Source organism: Hoeflea marina (assembly GCF_003182275.1).
Lineage (GTDB): Bacteria > Pseudomonadota > Alphaproteobacteria > Rhizobiales > Rhizobiaceae > Hoeflea > Hoeflea marina.
This window is the reverse complement of record NZ_QGTR01000001.1, coordinates 1,179,698-1,194,432: the sequence shown is the minus strand read 5'-3', so window position 1 is coordinate 1,194,432 and position 14,735 is coordinate 1,179,698. Positions and strand designations below refer to the sequence as shown.

General features: G+C 63.4%; 19 protein-coding genes. 6 read left to right on the top strand and 13 right to left on the bottom strand.

Translation table 11 applies throughout. The annotated features are described in order from the left end of the window. Positions 1-54: 54 nt before the first annotated feature. Complete coding sequence (locus tag DFR52_RS05385) at positions 55-900, bottom strand: c-type cytochrome (RefSeq protein ID WP_110030827.1); 846 nt, start codon at positions 898-900, stop codon at positions 55-57. 157 nt (positions 901-1,057) lie between these two features. Between DFR52_RS05385 and DFR52_RS05380 the strand changes: the two genes are divergently transcribed. Next, complete coding sequence (locus DFR52_RS05380) at positions 1,058-2,023, top strand: LysR family transcriptional regulator (RefSeq protein ID WP_110030826.1); 966 nt, start codon at positions 1,058-1,060, stop codon at positions 2,021-2,023. A gap of 102 nt (positions 2,024-2,125) precedes the next feature. On the opposite strand, the gene DFR52_RS05375 is transcribed toward DFR52_RS05380, so the two are convergent. The 6 genes from DFR52_RS05375 to purQ all read right to left on the bottom strand — a co-directional run bounded on the left by DFR52_RS05375 (position 2,126) and on the right by purQ (position 7,007). After that, positions 2,126-2,449 carry a hypothetical protein gene (locus tag DFR52_RS05375; RefSeq protein WP_110030825.1) on the bottom strand — a complete coding sequence of 108 codons (324 nt, stop codon included), beginning with the start codon at positions 2,447-2,449 and terminating at the stop codon, positions 2,126-2,128. 42 nt (positions 2,450-2,491) lie between these two features. Then, positions 2,492-2,725, bottom strand: a complete 234-nt coding sequence (locus DFR52_RS05370; protein WP_110030824.1) for a BolA/IbaG family iron-sulfur metabolism protein — start codon at positions 2,723-2,725, stop codon at positions 2,492-2,494. A gap of 22 nt (positions 2,726-2,747) precedes the next feature. Then, positions 2,748-4,979, bottom strand: a complete 2,232-nt coding sequence (gene purL / locus DFR52_RS05365; RefSeq protein WP_110030823.1) for a phosphoribosylformylglycinamidine synthase subunit PurL — start codon at positions 4,977-4,979, stop codon at positions 2,748-2,750. 144 nt (positions 4,980-5,123) lie between these two features. Beyond that, positions 5,124-5,615, bottom strand: a complete 492-nt coding sequence (locus DFR52_RS05360; RefSeq protein WP_110030822.1) for a winged helix-turn-helix transcriptional regulator — start codon at positions 5,613-5,615, stop codon at positions 5,124-5,126. 334 nt (positions 5,616-5,949) lie between these two features. Continuing rightward, a complete protein-coding gene (locus tag DFR52_RS05355) occupies positions 5,950-6,339 on the bottom strand; it encodes a hypothetical protein (RefSeq protein WP_110030821.1) in 390 nt (129 codons plus the stop codon). Continuing rightward, positions 6,336-7,007, bottom strand: a complete 672-nt coding sequence (gene purQ, locus DFR52_RS05350; RefSeq protein ID WP_110030820.1) for a phosphoribosylformylglycinamidine synthase subunit PurQ — start codon at positions 7,005-7,007, stop codon at positions 6,336-6,338. The genes DFR52_RS05355 and purQ overlap by 4 nt, the downstream gene beginning before the upstream one ends. A 247-nt stretch (positions 7,008-7,254) precedes the next feature. On the opposite strand from purQ, the gene DFR52_RS05345 reads away from it, so the two are divergent. From DFR52_RS05345 to DFR52_RS05335, 3 genes are all read left to right on the top strand, one after another. Then, on the top strand, positions 7,255-7,794 hold the full coding sequence (locus DFR52_RS05345; protein WP_110030819.1) for a GNAT family N-acetyltransferase: 540 nt from the start codon (positions 7,255-7,257) through the stop codon (positions 7,792-7,794). A gap of 76 nt (positions 7,795-7,870) precedes the next feature. Continuing rightward, positions 7,871-8,128, top strand: a complete 258-nt coding sequence (locus DFR52_RS05340; protein WP_110030818.1) for a type II toxin-antitoxin system ParD family antitoxin — start codon at positions 7,871-7,873, stop codon at positions 8,126-8,128. Continuing rightward, complete coding sequence (locus DFR52_RS05335; protein WP_110030817.1) at positions 8,128-8,469, top strand: type II toxin-antitoxin system RelE/ParE family toxin; 342 nt, start codon at positions 8,128-8,130, stop codon at positions 8,467-8,469. Before DFR52_RS05340 ends, DFR52_RS05335 begins: the two co-directional genes overlap by 1 nt. 72 nt (positions 8,470-8,541) lie before the next feature. Here the strand turns inward: DFR52_RS05335 and purS are convergent, their stop codons facing one another. Beyond that, the gene (purS, locus tag DFR52_RS05330) at positions 8,542-8,784 is read right to left on the bottom strand and encodes a phosphoribosylformylglycinamidine synthase subunit PurS (protein WP_110030816.1); all 243 of its coding nucleotides are present in this window, start codon (positions 8,782-8,784) and stop codon (positions 8,542-8,544) included. Positions 8,785-8,801: 17 nt separating this feature from the next. Then, the gene (gene purC, locus DFR52_RS05325) at positions 8,802-9,566 is read right to left on the bottom strand and encodes a phosphoribosylaminoimidazolesuccinocarboxamide synthase (protein WP_110030815.1); all 765 of its coding nucleotides are present in this window, start codon (positions 9,564-9,566) and stop codon (positions 8,802-8,804) included. Between the two features lie 238 nt (positions 9,567-9,804). Here purC and DFR52_RS05320 point away from each other — a divergent pair, with 238 nt between their 5' ends. Both DFR52_RS05320 and DFR52_RS05315 read left to right on the top strand, forming a co-directional pair. Further along, positions 9,805-10,125, top strand: a complete 321-nt coding sequence (locus tag DFR52_RS05320; protein ID WP_110030814.1) for a DUF1476 domain-containing protein — start codon at positions 9,805-9,807, stop codon at positions 10,123-10,125. Positions 10,126-10,255: 130 nt separating this feature from the next. Then, a complete protein-coding gene (locus DFR52_RS05315) occupies positions 10,256-11,017 on the top strand; it encodes an HpcH/HpaI aldolase family protein (RefSeq protein WP_110030813.1) in 762 nt (253 codons plus the stop codon). Between the two features lie 133 nt (positions 11,018-11,150). On the opposite strand, the gene DFR52_RS05310 is transcribed toward DFR52_RS05315, so the two are convergent. The 4 genes from DFR52_RS05310 to purB form a co-directional block, all read right to left on the bottom strand. Continuing rightward, positions 11,151-11,855: a TorF family putative porin gene (locus DFR52_RS05310; RefSeq protein WP_110030812.1), complete on the bottom strand. Its 705-nt coding sequence runs from the start codon at positions 11,853-11,855 to the stop codon at positions 11,151-11,153. A 184-nt stretch (positions 11,856-12,039) separates the two neighbouring features. Further along, the gene (locus DFR52_RS05305; RefSeq protein ID WP_110030811.1) at positions 12,040-12,603 is read right to left on the bottom strand and encodes an RBBP9/YdeN family alpha/beta hydrolase; all 564 of its coding nucleotides are present in this window, start codon (positions 12,601-12,603) and stop codon (positions 12,040-12,042) included. A 230-nt stretch (positions 12,604-12,833) separates the two neighbouring features. After that, positions 12,834-13,136 carry a hypothetical protein gene (locus DFR52_RS05300; protein WP_110030810.1) on the bottom strand — a complete coding sequence of 101 codons (303 nt, stop codon included), beginning with the start codon at positions 13,134-13,136 and terminating at the stop codon, positions 12,834-12,836. Between the two features lie 264 nt (positions 13,137-13,400). Next, on the bottom strand, positions 13,401-14,729 hold the full coding sequence (purB, locus tag DFR52_RS05295) for an adenylosuccinate lyase (RefSeq protein ID WP_110030809.1): 1,329 nt from the start codon (positions 14,727-14,729) through the stop codon (positions 13,401-13,403). Positions 14,730-14,735 lie beyond the last annotated feature (6 nt).

The following is a 14,735-nucleotide window of genomic DNA, read 5'->3' as shown; positions in this document are numbered from 1 at the left end:
GCTGTCCGCCACCACTTCCGTGCGCCATGCCGGGGAAGCGGACCTGGCTCGCTCTCAGGGGTGGGCGGGACTGCCATCCTGGGGATCGGTTTGCAGCCATTCATGGATGCTTGCGATCTCGGCGTCATCGAAGTTCGAGAAGTCGGCGCGGGCGACCAGGCTCATCAGGCCGAGCTCACGATTGCCGATGCCCTTTCCTGTGCGGAGCAGTGTTGTGAATTCGGCCAGAGAATAGGCCTGGGCGACGACAGCGAGCGGCGGCGTGATCCGGCCATCGACTTCGGAGTCGGTCTGCAGGCGATGGCAGTGGCTGCAGGTGTTGGCCACCAGGTAGCTGCCGAGGTCGTCTGGTCGATGGCGAAGCGCCGGCAGGTCGGATGGCGTGTGGTCCGCCTCAAAGGGCAGCTTGTCGAGCGCCAGGGCAACGCGGCCGAGCGGGCCGAAGCTGGAGGTGGACGGCTCGGCGTCGGGTTGCTGGGGCAAGCTGCGCAGCCAGGTGATGATGTTGGCGACGTCGTCATCGGCCAGATGGGCGAGGGTGGCGGACGGCATCACCAGTGCCGCAGTGCCATCCTTCTTGATGCCGTGGCGGATCAGACGTTCGAGTTCCCCGTCGGAATAGGCGGGGGCGATCCGGGAGATATTGGGCGCCACCAGTGTCCCGACCAGCGGTGCCTGAAACAGCACATTTCCCGCGGACTGATGGCAGCCGAGGCACATGAAGCTCCTGGCGCGGCGGCTTGCTTCTTCAATGGGCAGCCCGCTGTCGGCATGGAACTCGGCCACCGGCAGCGGGTAGCGCTTGTGCAGCCTGCGCTCGGAGCCGGCATAGGTGGCGGCGGCCGCGAGCACGACGACGGACAAGACAATCAATGCTGTTTTGCGGATCAGCTTCGTCATGGGATTCTGCCTGAATTGAGAGATTTCGGCGGGCGGAACAGCCGGCCTGATCGGTGGCGTGCCAATAGCAGCGGTTGCAATTTCGCTTCAAACACCAATCTTGCCAAGCAATCGGACAAAACTGCATAATGCGGGCGCGAAACGCCGGAACGCGCCGATGAGCGACTGGAACGACATCCGTTATGTGCTGGAGGTTTTGAGGACCGGAACATCTCTGGCCGCCGCCCGCCAGCTCAGGGTCAGCCAGGCAACGGTCATGCGGCGGATCGCGGCACTGGAAAAGGAGCTCGATGTCGAGTTGTTCGACAAGCGACGCACCGGCTATGCGGCGACGCCCCTGCTGGCGACACTGCTGCCCAGGCTCGAGGCGGTGGAAGCCGCACATCTTGATTTCGAGCACAGCGTGGAAGCCATTGGCCGCGAAGTGTCGACCACGGTCACTGTCACCGCATCCGAGCTGGTGTGCTCGATCTTTCTCAACAAGGCCATCGCGCAGTTGCGCCGGGAGCATCCGGCCATCAGCATCGATCTGCTGGCTTCGGGACGAACCCTGAATCTCGCGGTGGGCGAAGCCGACGTGGCGATCCGGGCTGGATTCCGTCCCCAGGACAACATGCTGTTCGGGCGGAGGCTCGCTCATGAGACCTGGAATTTCTACTGCAGCCAGGATTATGCGCGTGAGAACGGCATCCCGCAGGGCATCGATGATCTGCACAGCCACGCCGTGCTGGTACCGCAGGACAAGAGCTTTCCGGTCGAGATCACCAACTGGTTTCGTCGCCACGTTCCCGACAGCGCGGTCGTCGTACGGCACACCGGCATGGCGCCCATCTATTATGGCGTCAAGGCGGGCGTGGGCGTCTCGCTGTTGTCGGATTTCCTGACAGCCGGTGACACGGATCTCGTCTGCTGCTTCACGCCACCGGAGTTCAGTCAGTCGGAAGTGTGGCTTCTCACCCATGATCGGCACAGGCAGACAGCACGCGTGCGCTCGGTGATGGCGTTTCTGGGGCGTTACTTCGACACGCTGAGGGCGCGGGCGCTTCCTGCAGATGCGCTCATGGCGCCGCAATCGCCCGCCAAAGCCCATCACGCGGCTTCAGATCAGAGCGATGTGCTTTAGGAGTTGGTGATGTTAACGCCGTGCGCCCGAAACCGCCGCGGACTTTCGCGCGAGATGCATCAACCCGGGCACGGATGCACCTAGGCGGCCGGCGCCCTGGATTCAGGATTTGGAGCGGTTGCGGGCGGCGCGGGCCTTGGTCACCGCGGCACGGGTCGTGGCGTTCTTGGTCGGCTTAGCCGCTGGCGTCTTGGCGGAGGCCTTGGCCGGTTTTTTCGCCGGCTTGGCCGATGCCTTGGTCTCCTTGGCCGCGGCCGCCTTTTTGGTGGCCGCGCCCTTCCTGGCCGCAGCCGAGCGCTTGGCCGCGGCGGTCTTTTCGGACGGGGCAGCGGTCTGCGCACGGGTGGTGCGCTTCTTCTTCGGTGTCAGCGCGTCGGAGACGCCCTTGATGACCGCCTTGACGATCTCGGTGATAAATCCAGCCATGGGAGCCTGCGGGAACCGGGGTTCAGTCGTCAGTTCGTCAATTCACTCGGGTATCGATGTCTGCAGGGCGAGGGCGTGCAGCACGCCGCCCATATTGCCCTGCAAGGCATTGTAGACCATCTGGTGCTGCTGCACGCGACTCTTGCCGCGGAAGCTCTCCGCGACGACTTCGGCGGCGTAGTGATCGCCGTCGCCGGCCAGATCGCGGATCGTCACCTTGGCGTCGGGGATGCCCGCCTTGATCATCGTCTCGATGTCGTTTGCGTTCATTGCCATGTGTGTCTCTCCGTTGCGCTGATCATTCCGCCGCTGGTGCGAGGGTGCCATCCATGAATGCAGGGAACCATGATTCATGGCTGTCGCGCAATCTCGACACAGCTATGTCGAAAAGCGAGCCGATCTTCAAGCTGGCGCCGGACACCGTCCCCAACTGGCGGAAGGGGACGCCCGCGCCTTCGGCGCTGACCATGACGTAGTTGGCGAGATCGGCGGGCACGGTGATCACGTAGCGGGCCTGGTCCTCGCCAAAGAGCAGTGCGTGCGACGGGCCCTGGCAGGCCGAGAGGTCGATGTCCATGCCGTGGTCCGAGGCCATGGCCATTTCGGCAAGAGCCAGCGCCAGGCCCCCCGACGACAGGTCGTGGCACGCGGTCGCCTGGCCGTTGCGGATCACCGAGCGGACAAAGTCGCCATTGCGGCGCTCCTCAAGCAGATCGACTTCGGGCGGCGGACCCTCCGCACGGTCGAGGCAGTCGCGCATGTAGATGGACTGGCCGAGATGGCTGCCGTCGCGGCCGATCAGGATGACCGAGTCGCCGGGATTGCCGGTGCCGATACGGGCCATCTGCGTCCAATCGGGGATCAGGCCGACGCCGCCGATGGTCGGCGTGGGCAGGATGCCCTCGCCATTGGTCTCGTTGTAGAGCGAGACATTGCCCGATACGATGGGGAAATCGAGCGCGCGGCAGGCTTCGCCGATGCCTTCGATCGCCTTGACCAGCTGGCCCATGATCTCGGGGCGCTCGGGATTTCCGAAATTGAGGTTGTCGGTCGATGCCAGGGGTTCGGCGCCGGTGGCCGTGAGGTTGCGCCAGCATTCGGCGACCGCCTGCTTGCCGCCCTCGAAGGGGTCGGCCTCGACATAGCGTGGCGTGACGTCGGACGAGAAGGCCAACGCCTTGGTGTCGTGACCCTCGACGCGGACAACACCGGCGTCGCCGCCAGGCAGTTGCAGGGAATTGCCCTGGATGAGCGTGTCGTACTGCTCCCAAACCCATCGGCGCGAGCAATTGTTGGCCGAGCCCACCAGCGTCAGAAGGGCCGCGCCATAGTCTTCCGGCTCGGCGACATCGGAGGCGGGGAGCGGCGAGAAGCGGCCCGGCTCGCGCCAGGGTCGGTCGTATTCCGGAGCCTGGTCGCCAAGATCCTTGATCGGAAGATTGGCGACTTCCTCGCCCTGATGCAGCACGCGGAAGCGCAGGTCGTCGGTGGTGTGGCCGACGATGGCGAAATCCAGGCCCCATTTGACGAAGATCGCCTTGGCCTCGTCCTCGCGCGAGGGATCGAGCACCATGAGCATGCGCTCCTGGCTTTCCGACAACATCATCTCGTAGGCGCTCATGTTGGCTTCACGCACGGGCACCTTGTCGAGATCGAGCTCGATGCCGAGGTCGCCCTTGGCGCCCATCTCCACCGCCGAGCAGGTGAGGCCTGCTGCACCCATGTCCTGGATGGCGATGACGGCGCCGGTCTGCATCAGTTCGAGGCAGGCCTCGAGCAGGCATTTCTCGGTGAAGGGATCGCCGACCTGCACGGTGGGACGCTTTTCCTCGATGGATTCGTCGAATTCTGCCGAGGCCATGGTGGCGCCGCCGACGCCGTCGCGGCCGGTCTTGGCGCCGAGATAGACCACCGGCAGGCCGACGCCCTTGGCCTCGGACAGGAAGATCGCGTCGGACTTTGCCAGACCCGCGGCAAAGGCGTTGACCAGGCAGTTGCCGTTGTAGCGGGCGTCGAACTCGACCTCGCCGCCGACGGTGGGAACGCCGAAGGAATTGCCGTATCCGCCCACACCGGCGACGACCCCCGCCACCAAGTGGCGGGTCTTGGCGTGGTCGGGCGCGCCGAAGCGCAACGCATTCATGGCCGCGATGGGACGGGCGCCCATGGTGAAGACATCACGCAGAATACCCCCGACGCCGGTGGCCGCGCCCTGGTAGGGCTCGATATAGGACGGGTGGTTGTGACTCTCCATCTTGAAGACAACGCAGTCACCGTCGCCGATGTCGACAACGCCGGCATTCTCGCCCGGGCCCTGGATGACGCGGGGGCCGGTGGTGGGCAGGGTGCGCAGCCACTTTTTCGAGGACTTGTAGGAGCAGTGCTCGTTCCACATCGCCGAAAAGATGCCCAGCTCGGTGAAGCTGGGTTCGCGTCCGATCAGGTCGAGGATGCGCTGGTACTCGTCCGGCTTGAGGCCGTGGGAGGCGATGAGGTCTTCGGTGATCGGAAAGGTGTTCGGGATGGTCATGGCTGCCGGGCCCTCTGGTCATGCGGGATGTGGGGGCTATAGCGCAATGCATCCGGCGATGGCACCCGGAATCTGCGCATTGAGCTGCTTCGCCCACGCAAATGTGGTCGGTCGGGCGGCATTCCAAGCCAGTCGGGTGACCGGCTACGAAAAACGAGGCACGACGACGCTGGTTCCGGGCGTTGCTGTGGCGCCGGGGCCCAGCTCCGGCGCGATGTTGTCGATGGTCAGGGGGTCTCCGCATTCGCTGCAGACAACAGTGGCGTGGGTATAGTGTCCGCAGCCCTTGTGCTTGACACGAAGCGGTGACTTGCCGGGCTCGATGCGCCAGCGCTCACCCCATTCGACCAGCGTGAGCAGCACGGGGACCAGTTCCTTGCCGGCGGTGGTGAGGAAATACTCATTGCGGACCGGTCGCTGCTGATAAGGCACGGCGACAATGATATCGTCCTCCACCATGGCCTTGAGCCTCGAGGTCAACAGATTGCGAGAAATGCCCAGATCGTTGGCCAGATCGTCGAAACGGTTAACCCCAAACCAGACATCGCGCAGGATCAAGCTCGTCCAAGCGTCCCCCATGACTGCCAGCGTGCGGGAAATCGAGCAGTTGATTTCTGCAAAACGAGACGTATTCATTTCTGATCCTAGTCGGTTCCGAAGTTGAACCCGTGGGCGCCGAAAGCATAAGGCATTGAGCAACCTTAGTTTATCCGCACTGGATAAATACAACAAGGGCCGATTGCCGGCAGAGGCAATCATTCGTCGCGCGCAACATTTCTCAGTGGGTTGTTTGATCCGCGCAGCACCCGCTTCTCGGAAGGAACATCACATGCATTCGCCAGCAGCACAAGGGACGCGCGTCGGGCGTGGAGTGATCGAAGCAGGCGCGGATGCCGGAAACGGGGTGAAACGAGGGTAGGGCGTCCAGCGGTCCGGATGCGGGCAGAACGCTCTTTCCGCACGGTGGGTCTCAGGCTGCGGCCCTGCAGTCCTTGCTGCCGCCGGCCCAGCGCGCCACATCGGCGTTGATGCGTGGCGCCAGCGCCGATTGCGCCAGCGGCCCATAGGTCTGGACAGAGCGGCCGCTGGCGGCAATGACGAGATTGGGCAGCGCCTGTGGCTTGCCGCGAGGCACCAGCAGCAGGCGCGGGGTTGCCGATGTGTCGAGTTCCGGCACGATGCCGTAGGCTGCGAAATCGGCATCCTTGAGCCAGCAGTCATGGGCGGACGAGTTGACCCGCTGCAGCAGCGCCACGGCCTGCGAGTGCGCGCTCGGCGCTCCGCCGGACGGCTTCGGGCCGGTGTTGCAGGCGGAAAGCATGAGTGCCGCCACCAGCGCCGGCAGGGCCAGCCGTCTCACGCGGCTGCGCCAAGCGCGGATTCGAAAAGGGCGCGACCGTCGATGCCGCCATGGGCTGCCTCGATCAGGTTTTCCGGATGCGGCATCAGGCCGAGCACATTGCCGGCCTTGTTGACGATGCCGGCAATGTCGTTGAGCGAGCCATTCGGATTGGTGCCCTCGGCATAGCGGAAGGCGACCTGGCCGTTGTCCTCGATGGACTTGAGCGTTTCCGGATCGGTGAAGTAGTTGCCGTCATGATGGGCCACCGGGCAGCGGATGACCTGGCCCTTGGCATAGCCGCTTGTGAACACCGTCTCGGCATTGCCGACCTCGAGCTTGATCTCGCGACATACGAATTTCAGCGACGCGTTGCGCATCAGCGCGCCCGGCAGCAGGCCTGCCTCGAGCAGGATCTGGAAGCCATTGCACACACCGATCACGCGCACGCCCCTGGCCGCCTTTTCGGCCACGGCGCGAATGACTGGCATGCGGGCGGCGATGGCGCCGCAACGCAGATAGTCGCCATAGGAAAATCCACCCGGAATGACGATGAGATCGATGTCGTCGGCGATCTCGGTCTCGGTCTGCCAGATGGTTTGCGGAGCCGCGCCGTTGATGCGTGTCAGCGCGGCGATCATGTCGCGGTCGCGGTTGAGGCCGGGGAGAAGGACGACGGCAGCTTTCATGGCGCAGGCTCGCTTTTGAAATGGGCGCGGTGGGTTGGCTTTAGCCGAAGTTCGCGGCAAATGCGATAGCCTCGAGCAGCGGTCCCGGGGAAAAAGCGGGCTGGCCCGCCCGGGAACGGAATACCGCCTCAGTGCACGCGCCACATCTCGATTCCAGGCCGGGTCTGGGCTACCAATCAAGACGAGCAGAAGCATTGCGCGGCGCGCCGATTCGGATCGCGCCGAGCCCTTCATGGTGCGAGGCCAAATGAGCGAACTACCCCCATTGACCATCGTCCGGTTCAGCGTCGATGATGTCTATGCCCACGAGGCCGAGCTCGGCCGGTTGATCCACGACTGCGTCCATGCAGGGGCATCGATCGGCTATGTGCTGCCCTATGAACTGGCCGACGGCATCGCCTTCTGGACGGGCAAGATCGCCAATTCGCTCGATGGGGGCAGGTTGGTGCTGCTGGTAGCGTTTCTCGACGGCGCCATCGTCGGCTCGGTGCAGCTCGATTACGACACCAACCCGAACCAGCCGCACCGCGCCGAGGTGCGCAAGCTGATGGTGCATCCCGACTACCGCCGCGAGGGGATCGCGCGCAAACTGATGCTGGCGATCGAGATGGAGGCGCGCAAGCTCAGTCGCACCCTGCTGACGCTTGACACCCGGACCGGCGACAGCGCCGAGCCGCTCTACGCCTCGCTCGGCTACAAGGTCTCGGGAGTCATTCCCGGCTATTGCATCGATGCCCACAGCGGCGAACTGGATTCGACCACGATCATGTACAAGCAACTGGTGTAAAAAGCGGGTCGAATGGCGACATTCTGGACATGGTTGGTGTGTTGGCATGATATGCCACCTATCAATGGAGAGTGCCATGGTGACGAGAAACCTGGTCCTGACCGATGCTCAATCGGATCTCGTTGAACGGCTGGTCGCTTCCGGCCGTTACCAGAATGCCAGTGAGGCCATACGCGCCGGTCTGCGGCTTCTGGAGCGGGAGGAGGCAGAAATTGGTGAAATCCGCCAGCGACTTGCCATCGGACTTGAACAGGCCCGGAATGGCGACCTGGCCGATGGCAGCGGTGCGGATGCCGTGCGGCGCGCATTTGCAGCGGCCAAACGGGATCAGTGATGGGCAGGTCTTGGCGCCTCACGCGCCAGGCAGAGACGTTGCTCATCGCGATTGCCCGTTGGACATTTGACAATATTGGCCCAGGTCAGGCGGACATCTATCAACAGGAACTGCTGGCGCGATGCGAGGCGATTGCTGATGGCACAGCGTTCCGCCAAAGCTGCAGCGAGTTCTTTCCTGGCGAGGTGGGTAAAGGGCACTGGTTTGCGAGGGCGGGCAGCCAGTTCATAGTCTATCTCGACGAGCCGGACAGCGTAACAGTTCTTGATTTTCAGCATTTGCGGGCAGACCTTCCGCAAAAGATCGCGGACTTGGCCGCTGCAGGAAAGCGCCGACCGTAGCTCCGCAAAAGCAAAACGCCCCGGCGGCTGGCGACGGGGCGTCTTGAGTGGGTAGCTGTCTGGCCGGCCGGGTCAGAGGATCTCGACGGAAAAATCCTCGATCACCTGGTTGGCCAGCAGTCTTTCGGCCATCGACTTGAGGTTGGCTTCGGCCTCCATGCGATCGGCGGTCTCCAGCGTCACGTCGAACACCTTGCCCTGCCGCACCGAGCCGATGCCGGAGAAACCGAGGCCGCCCAGCGCGCCCTCGATTGCCTTGCCCTGCGGGTCGAGAACGCCGTTCTTGAGCGTTACGGTCACGCGCGCCTTGATCATGTCGTTCAATCCTGCAGCTACTTGACGAGAACCGGACCGCTCGGGCGCGGGGTCTCGTTTTCATTCATGATGCCGAGACGACGGGCGACTTCCTGGTAGGCTTCGACCAGGTTGCCCAGGTCGCGGCGGAAGACGTCCTTGTCGAACTTCTGGTTGGTGTTGACGTCCCAGAGACGGCAGGAGTCGGGCGAGATCTCGTCGGCGACGACTATGCGCATCATCTCGCCTTCGAACAGCCGACCGCATTCGATCTTGAAATCGACCAGCTGGATGCCGACGCCCAGAAACAGGCCGGTGAGGAAATCGTTGACCCGGATGGCAAGCGCCATGATGTCGTCGATTTCCTGGGGGCTCGCCCAACCGAAGGCGGTGATGTGCTCTTCGGAGACCATCGGGTCGTCAAGCGCATCGGCCTTGTAATAGAACTCGATGATCGAGCGCGGCAGAACGGTGCCTTCCTCGATGCCGAGACGCTTGGCAAGCGAACCGGCGGCGATGTTGCGCACCACCACCTCGAGCGGGATGATCTCGACTTCCTTGATCAACTGCTCGCGCATGTTCATGCGGCGTATGAAGTGGGTCGGAATGCCGATGCGGTTGAGATGGGTGAAAATGTACTCGGAAATGCGGTTGTTCAGAACGCCCTTTCCATCAATCACATCATGCTTTTTCTTGTTGAAGGCAGTGGCGTCATCCTTGAAGAACTGGATGAGCGTGCCCGGCTCGGGGCCCTCATACAGAATCTTGGCCTTGCCTTCGTAAATGCGGCGGCGACGGTTCATGGGGATATCTCTGTCAATTCAGCCGGCTGAAGCCGCGGCAACTCGGCATTTTCGTTTGGGTTGTTGTTGGTTTGCCGTGGGTTTATCCGATCACAGATTGAATCACAACGCCGTTGTGGCTTCAGTCCCCTGAAATCGGGCCGGATGAGCGGCCGCGCATTGCACTATCGGCCGGGTTTTGTTTTAACGCTTGGATACCCATATAGGGGTAAGTGATTCATTGGCGGGGAGCCAAACCATGACTGATATGCGAGACCGTGAAAAAGCCTTCGAGAACAAATTCGCACATGACGAGGAATTGAAGTTCAAGTCCATGGCCCGGCGGAACAAGCTCCTGGGCCTGTGGGCGGCAGAGCTCCTGGGCAAGACCGGCGACGAGGCCGAGGCCTATGCCAAGACGGTGGTGATCGCCGATCTGGAAGAAGCCGGTGACGAGGACGTCTATCGCAAGGTCCGCGCCGACTTCGACGCCGCCGGTATCGACAAGTCGGAGCACCAGTTGCGCTCGAAGATGCTGGAGCTGCTGGGCATCGCCGTCGAGCAGATCCAGAACAGCTGAGCCTCTCACCGATAGGGTGCATGGACCGCTTCCGGCTTGCCGGGAGCGGTTTTTTGTGGCTCTCGCCGCGTTGGCATGATCCAATGCGTTCGCCGCGATGCGCCAGGCATCGCCATACGGGAGGACTGACATGAAACTGGCCAGGCGCTTGCGCGACGACGACATCCTGATGACAGCCTGGTCCGGGATACCGTCACCTGAACTTTGCGGAATTCTGGCCGGCAGCGGTTACGACATGGTGACAGTCGATATGCAGCATGGCGCTCATGCGGAAGCCTCGGCTTTCACCGCGGCGCTGCAGATCAGCCATGCCGGATGTCCGGCGGCGCTGCGCATACCCGTGGGTCGAAATGATCTCGCCAGCCGTGCGCTCGATGTGGGGTTCGAGGCGGTGATCGCGCCGATGATCAACACCGTCGCCGATGCCCAGGCCTTTGCCGACGCCATGAAGTATCCTCCGATGGGCGAGCGGTCCTGGGGGCCCGGCCAGGCGCTGCAGCTGCACAAGGAGCATACGCCGGCGAGCTACTTCGCCGCCGCCAATGGCGAGACGCTGGCCATCGCCATGATCGAGACCCGCACCGCGCTCGCGGCACTCGATGACATCCTCGCCATCGGTGGCATCGACGGGGTGTTTGTCGGGCCATCCGACCTGTCGATCTCCTGGTCGGGCGGGGAAGGTGTCGAGCCGGACCGGGATGACATGCGCCAGACGCTGGTCGACGTGGCCGCCAAGGCGCGAGGCGCCGGCAAGTTCGCCGCCATCTTCGCCGTCAATCCGGCGCGCTCACAGGAGTTCGCGTCGATGGGCTACCGGATCATTGCCGTCAACACCGACACCGCCACGGTCAAAGCCGGCGCCAAGGCCTTTCTCGACATGGCGCGCGGCTGATCTCCCTGGAACTGAACCGGCCGGCCCGCCCAAGCCACATTGCGTGAATTCAGCTTCACGCGATGTGGTCTTGCCCTCTTGGATCACGCGTTTCGCGATCCCGAAACGGCTGCATGCTCTCGCACGACATTCATCAGTCCGAACCGGTCAGCGGCGTGCTGAAGTCGTAGGACAGGGTCGCGGCGAAGCGCTCGTCCTCGTCATTGGCATCATGGTAGCGCAGGTCGAATTTGACGGAATCATCCATGAAGGTCTTCGAGAAACCGGCGTCCCAGGCGTATTTCGTGTAGCCAAGCTCCTCCGATCCGAACTCGGAGCCGACCTGGCCGCTGAAGGCGGTCTCCCACGGCAGGCCGCCGACTTCGATCTTGGCCGCCGACCAGTTGGTCTCGTTGGTCGGATCGTAGTAAAGCTCGATGCCGGGCGTGACGGTGTCGGTCACCGCATATGTGCCCTTGGCGTAGATCTCTCCGGAGACGGCGGAATCCTTGGTGTAGATGTAGCGGGCATAGCCGAGATCGAGGGAAAGAGCGCCGAAGGTCGGGCGAACGCCGCCGTAGAGGTCGATCTCGACATCCTTGACGCCGTCGAAACTCACATTGGATGCCCACGCGCCGAGATAAAACACATTATAGGATGTTTCCACGTAGCCCTGGAGGGCGGGCTCGTCCTCGGTCTGGGTGGTGCCGTGCGAGATGTAATTCGAGGTTAGTGCCAATCCGAATGCCAGGTCGATCCTGGACTGGACGGCGTCGGCACCTGGAGCATCCTCCGCGCGGGCGCTCGACAGGGAAGCAACGGCGAGGGCAGTTGCGCAGAGCAGAATGGCTGACTTCATGGTGGTCCCCAATGCGCCTGCAAATCAGGCACGTCTGCAAGAGAATCACAAAACAGAAGTCCTGCAAATACTTGCGGGGTCGCGCGGCGCGAATATTCCCGCGCTGTGGCTGATTTGCCATGAAAGGCCAGAAAAACCCCACTGTTTCTCGGGGCTTAGGCCGGAGCGGTGATGGCGAGCCGCCTCAGTTGGCCGGGTGGGCGAGCTTGGAAAGGAACTGGGCGAACACCATCGTGCCTTCGGGCCAGGGTCCATGACCCGATTCGGCGTTGAGATGGCCGGATTCGCCGGCGTCGATCAGCATCGAGCCCCAGGCATTGGCGATGTCGCCCGCATGCTCGTAGCTGCCGAACGGATCGTTTCGGCTCGCCACCACCAGGGAGGGAAACGGCAGGGGATCGCGCGGATAGGGACCGAACGTCATCAGGTGGCGCGGCCGGATCTTCGGATTGTCGACTTCGGGCGGGGCAACGAGGAAGGCGCCTGCGATGGGGCGCCTGAACTCCGGCAAGGCCTGGATGGCGGTGGCGACGCCGAGCGAGTGGGCGATGATCACCACCGGCCGTTCGGCCTCGTTGACGCATTCAGCCATGCGCCGGGTCCAGTCGGCACGCACCGGCTTTGACCATTCGTCCTGCTCCACGCGCCGCGCGGTGGAGAGCCGGTCCTGCCAGCGGCTCATCCAGTGCTCGGGCCTGGAATTGGTGTATCCCGGAACTATGAGAATATCGGCTTCAGCAACTTTCATGCGCTGCACCTATGCCGCTTCAGCGACCAATTCAACCCGCTCGATGCATGATCGCCGGTTTGTCGTGCTTGTGCCGACATTGGATCGACCTCGGCGGATCGGCGCGCGGGAATGGAACATCGATGATGGTATCAGGCTTCCGGGCAGCGGCAGGACGCAGCAGAATGCACAAGAGATGACCCCGGACCAGCGGCGGGATCCGGGGTCATCAGGTGCGCCGACCGGCGCTGCTATTGCTCCGGTGCGGCCGGTGCGGACCCGGTCATGGGCGCCGTATCCGCGCCAGTGTCATCCGGAACGGCAAGCGTTCCCGCGCCATCGGTCGGAGCCGGTGCGCTGATGCTGCCGGTGGTGCTGTTCGGATCGACGGTGCCGGTACCCGAGGACAAGAAGAAGAGGGCACCAAAGGCGATGACGGCGGCGCCGATGATCACCCAGACAAGGTTTCCACCGCCGCTGGGAGTATCGGCGACGTAACCGCGCCGGTTCTTCACTGTGTCATTTGAATTCGGAATGTCGCGATAGTCGGTCATGTCTTCCTCCTTCAGTGTTGGAATGACGACTATGCTTTCATATGGTGCCGCCATTGCGGCGGGGAAAATCACATATGGTTTCGCGGTGTCACAATCGGCCGCATTGCAGGGCCGAGCGGGGCGGAGCTCCACTGCGGCGCGGCAGCGCGTGACGGCCGGGAGTCGATGAGGCGGGTCCCATCGCGGCAAGTCTGCGGCGACCGTTCGGGACCGGGCCCAGCGGCGGCGTTCAGGCGGCGATTGCCGCTGCGGTCTGCGTGTCGCTCAGGCGTCGCCGAAGACGCGGCGGAAGATCGTGTCGACGTGCTTGGTGTGGTAGCCGAGGTCGAAGCGGTCGCGGATGTCGTCTTCGGAGAGATAGGCACGGACATCGCTGTCGGCGAGCAGTTCCTCCAGGAAATCCACCGAGGCGGCGCCCGCCTGCTGGTAGGAGTTCCACACCTTCATGGCGTTGCGCTGCACGAGACGATAGGCGTCCTCGCGCTGCGCGCCGGCCTGGGTGAGTGCCAGCAGGATGCGCTGCGAGTGCACCAGGCCGCCGAGCCGGTTCATGTTGGCGAGCATGCGCTCGGGATAGACAAGCAGCTTGTCCATGACATTGGTGAGGCGCGCCAGCGCGAAGTCCAGCGTGACCGTGGCGTCGGGGCCGATGTAGCGCTCGACCGAGGAGTGCGAGATGTCGCGCTCATGCCAAAGGGCCACGTTTTCCATGGCGGGAAGCGCATAGGAGCGGACCATGCGGGCAAGGCCCGTGAGGTTTTCGGTCAGCACCGGGTTGCGCTTGTGCGGCATGGCCGACGAGCCCTTCTGGCCGGGGGAGAAGTATTCCTCCGCCTCCAGCACCTCGGTGCGCTGCAGGTGTCGGATCTCGATGGCGACGCGCTCGACCGAGGAGGCGACGACGGCCAGCGTGGCGAAGAACATGGCGTGCCGGTCGCGCGGGATTACCTGGGTGGACACCGGCTCGGCTGTCAGCCCCATGGCTCTGGCGACATGCTCCTCGACTCGCGGATCGATGTTGGCGAAGGTGCCGACGGCGCCGGAGATGGCGCAGGTGGCAATGTCCTCGCGCGCCGCGATCAGACGGGTGCGGTTGCGGTCAAATTCGGCATAGGCCTGGGCAAGCTTGAGGCCGAAGGTCACGGGCTCGGCATGGATGCCGTGCGAGCGTCCGATGGTCACCGTGTCCTTGTGCTCGAAGGCGCGGCGCTTGATGGCGGAAAGCAGCGCGTCGAGATCGGCGATGAGCAGGTCGGCGGCTTTCACCAACTGCACATTGAAGCAGGTGTCGAGAACGTCCGACGACGTCATGCCCTGGTGGACGAAACGGGCGTCTGGTCCGATGAATTCGGCCAGATGGGTCAGGAAGGCGATGACGTCGTGCTTGGTCTCGCGCTCGATCTCATCGATGCGATCGACATCGAAAGTGACGCCGCCGGCCTTGTCCCAGATGGTCCTGGCGGCTTCCTTCGGAATGACGCCGAGTTCGGCCAGCGCGTCGGCGGCGTGGGCTTCGATCTCGAACCAGATGCGGAACTTTGTCTCGGGCGACCAGATGTCGGTCATTTCTGAACGGGAATAGCGCGGGATCATGGCAGT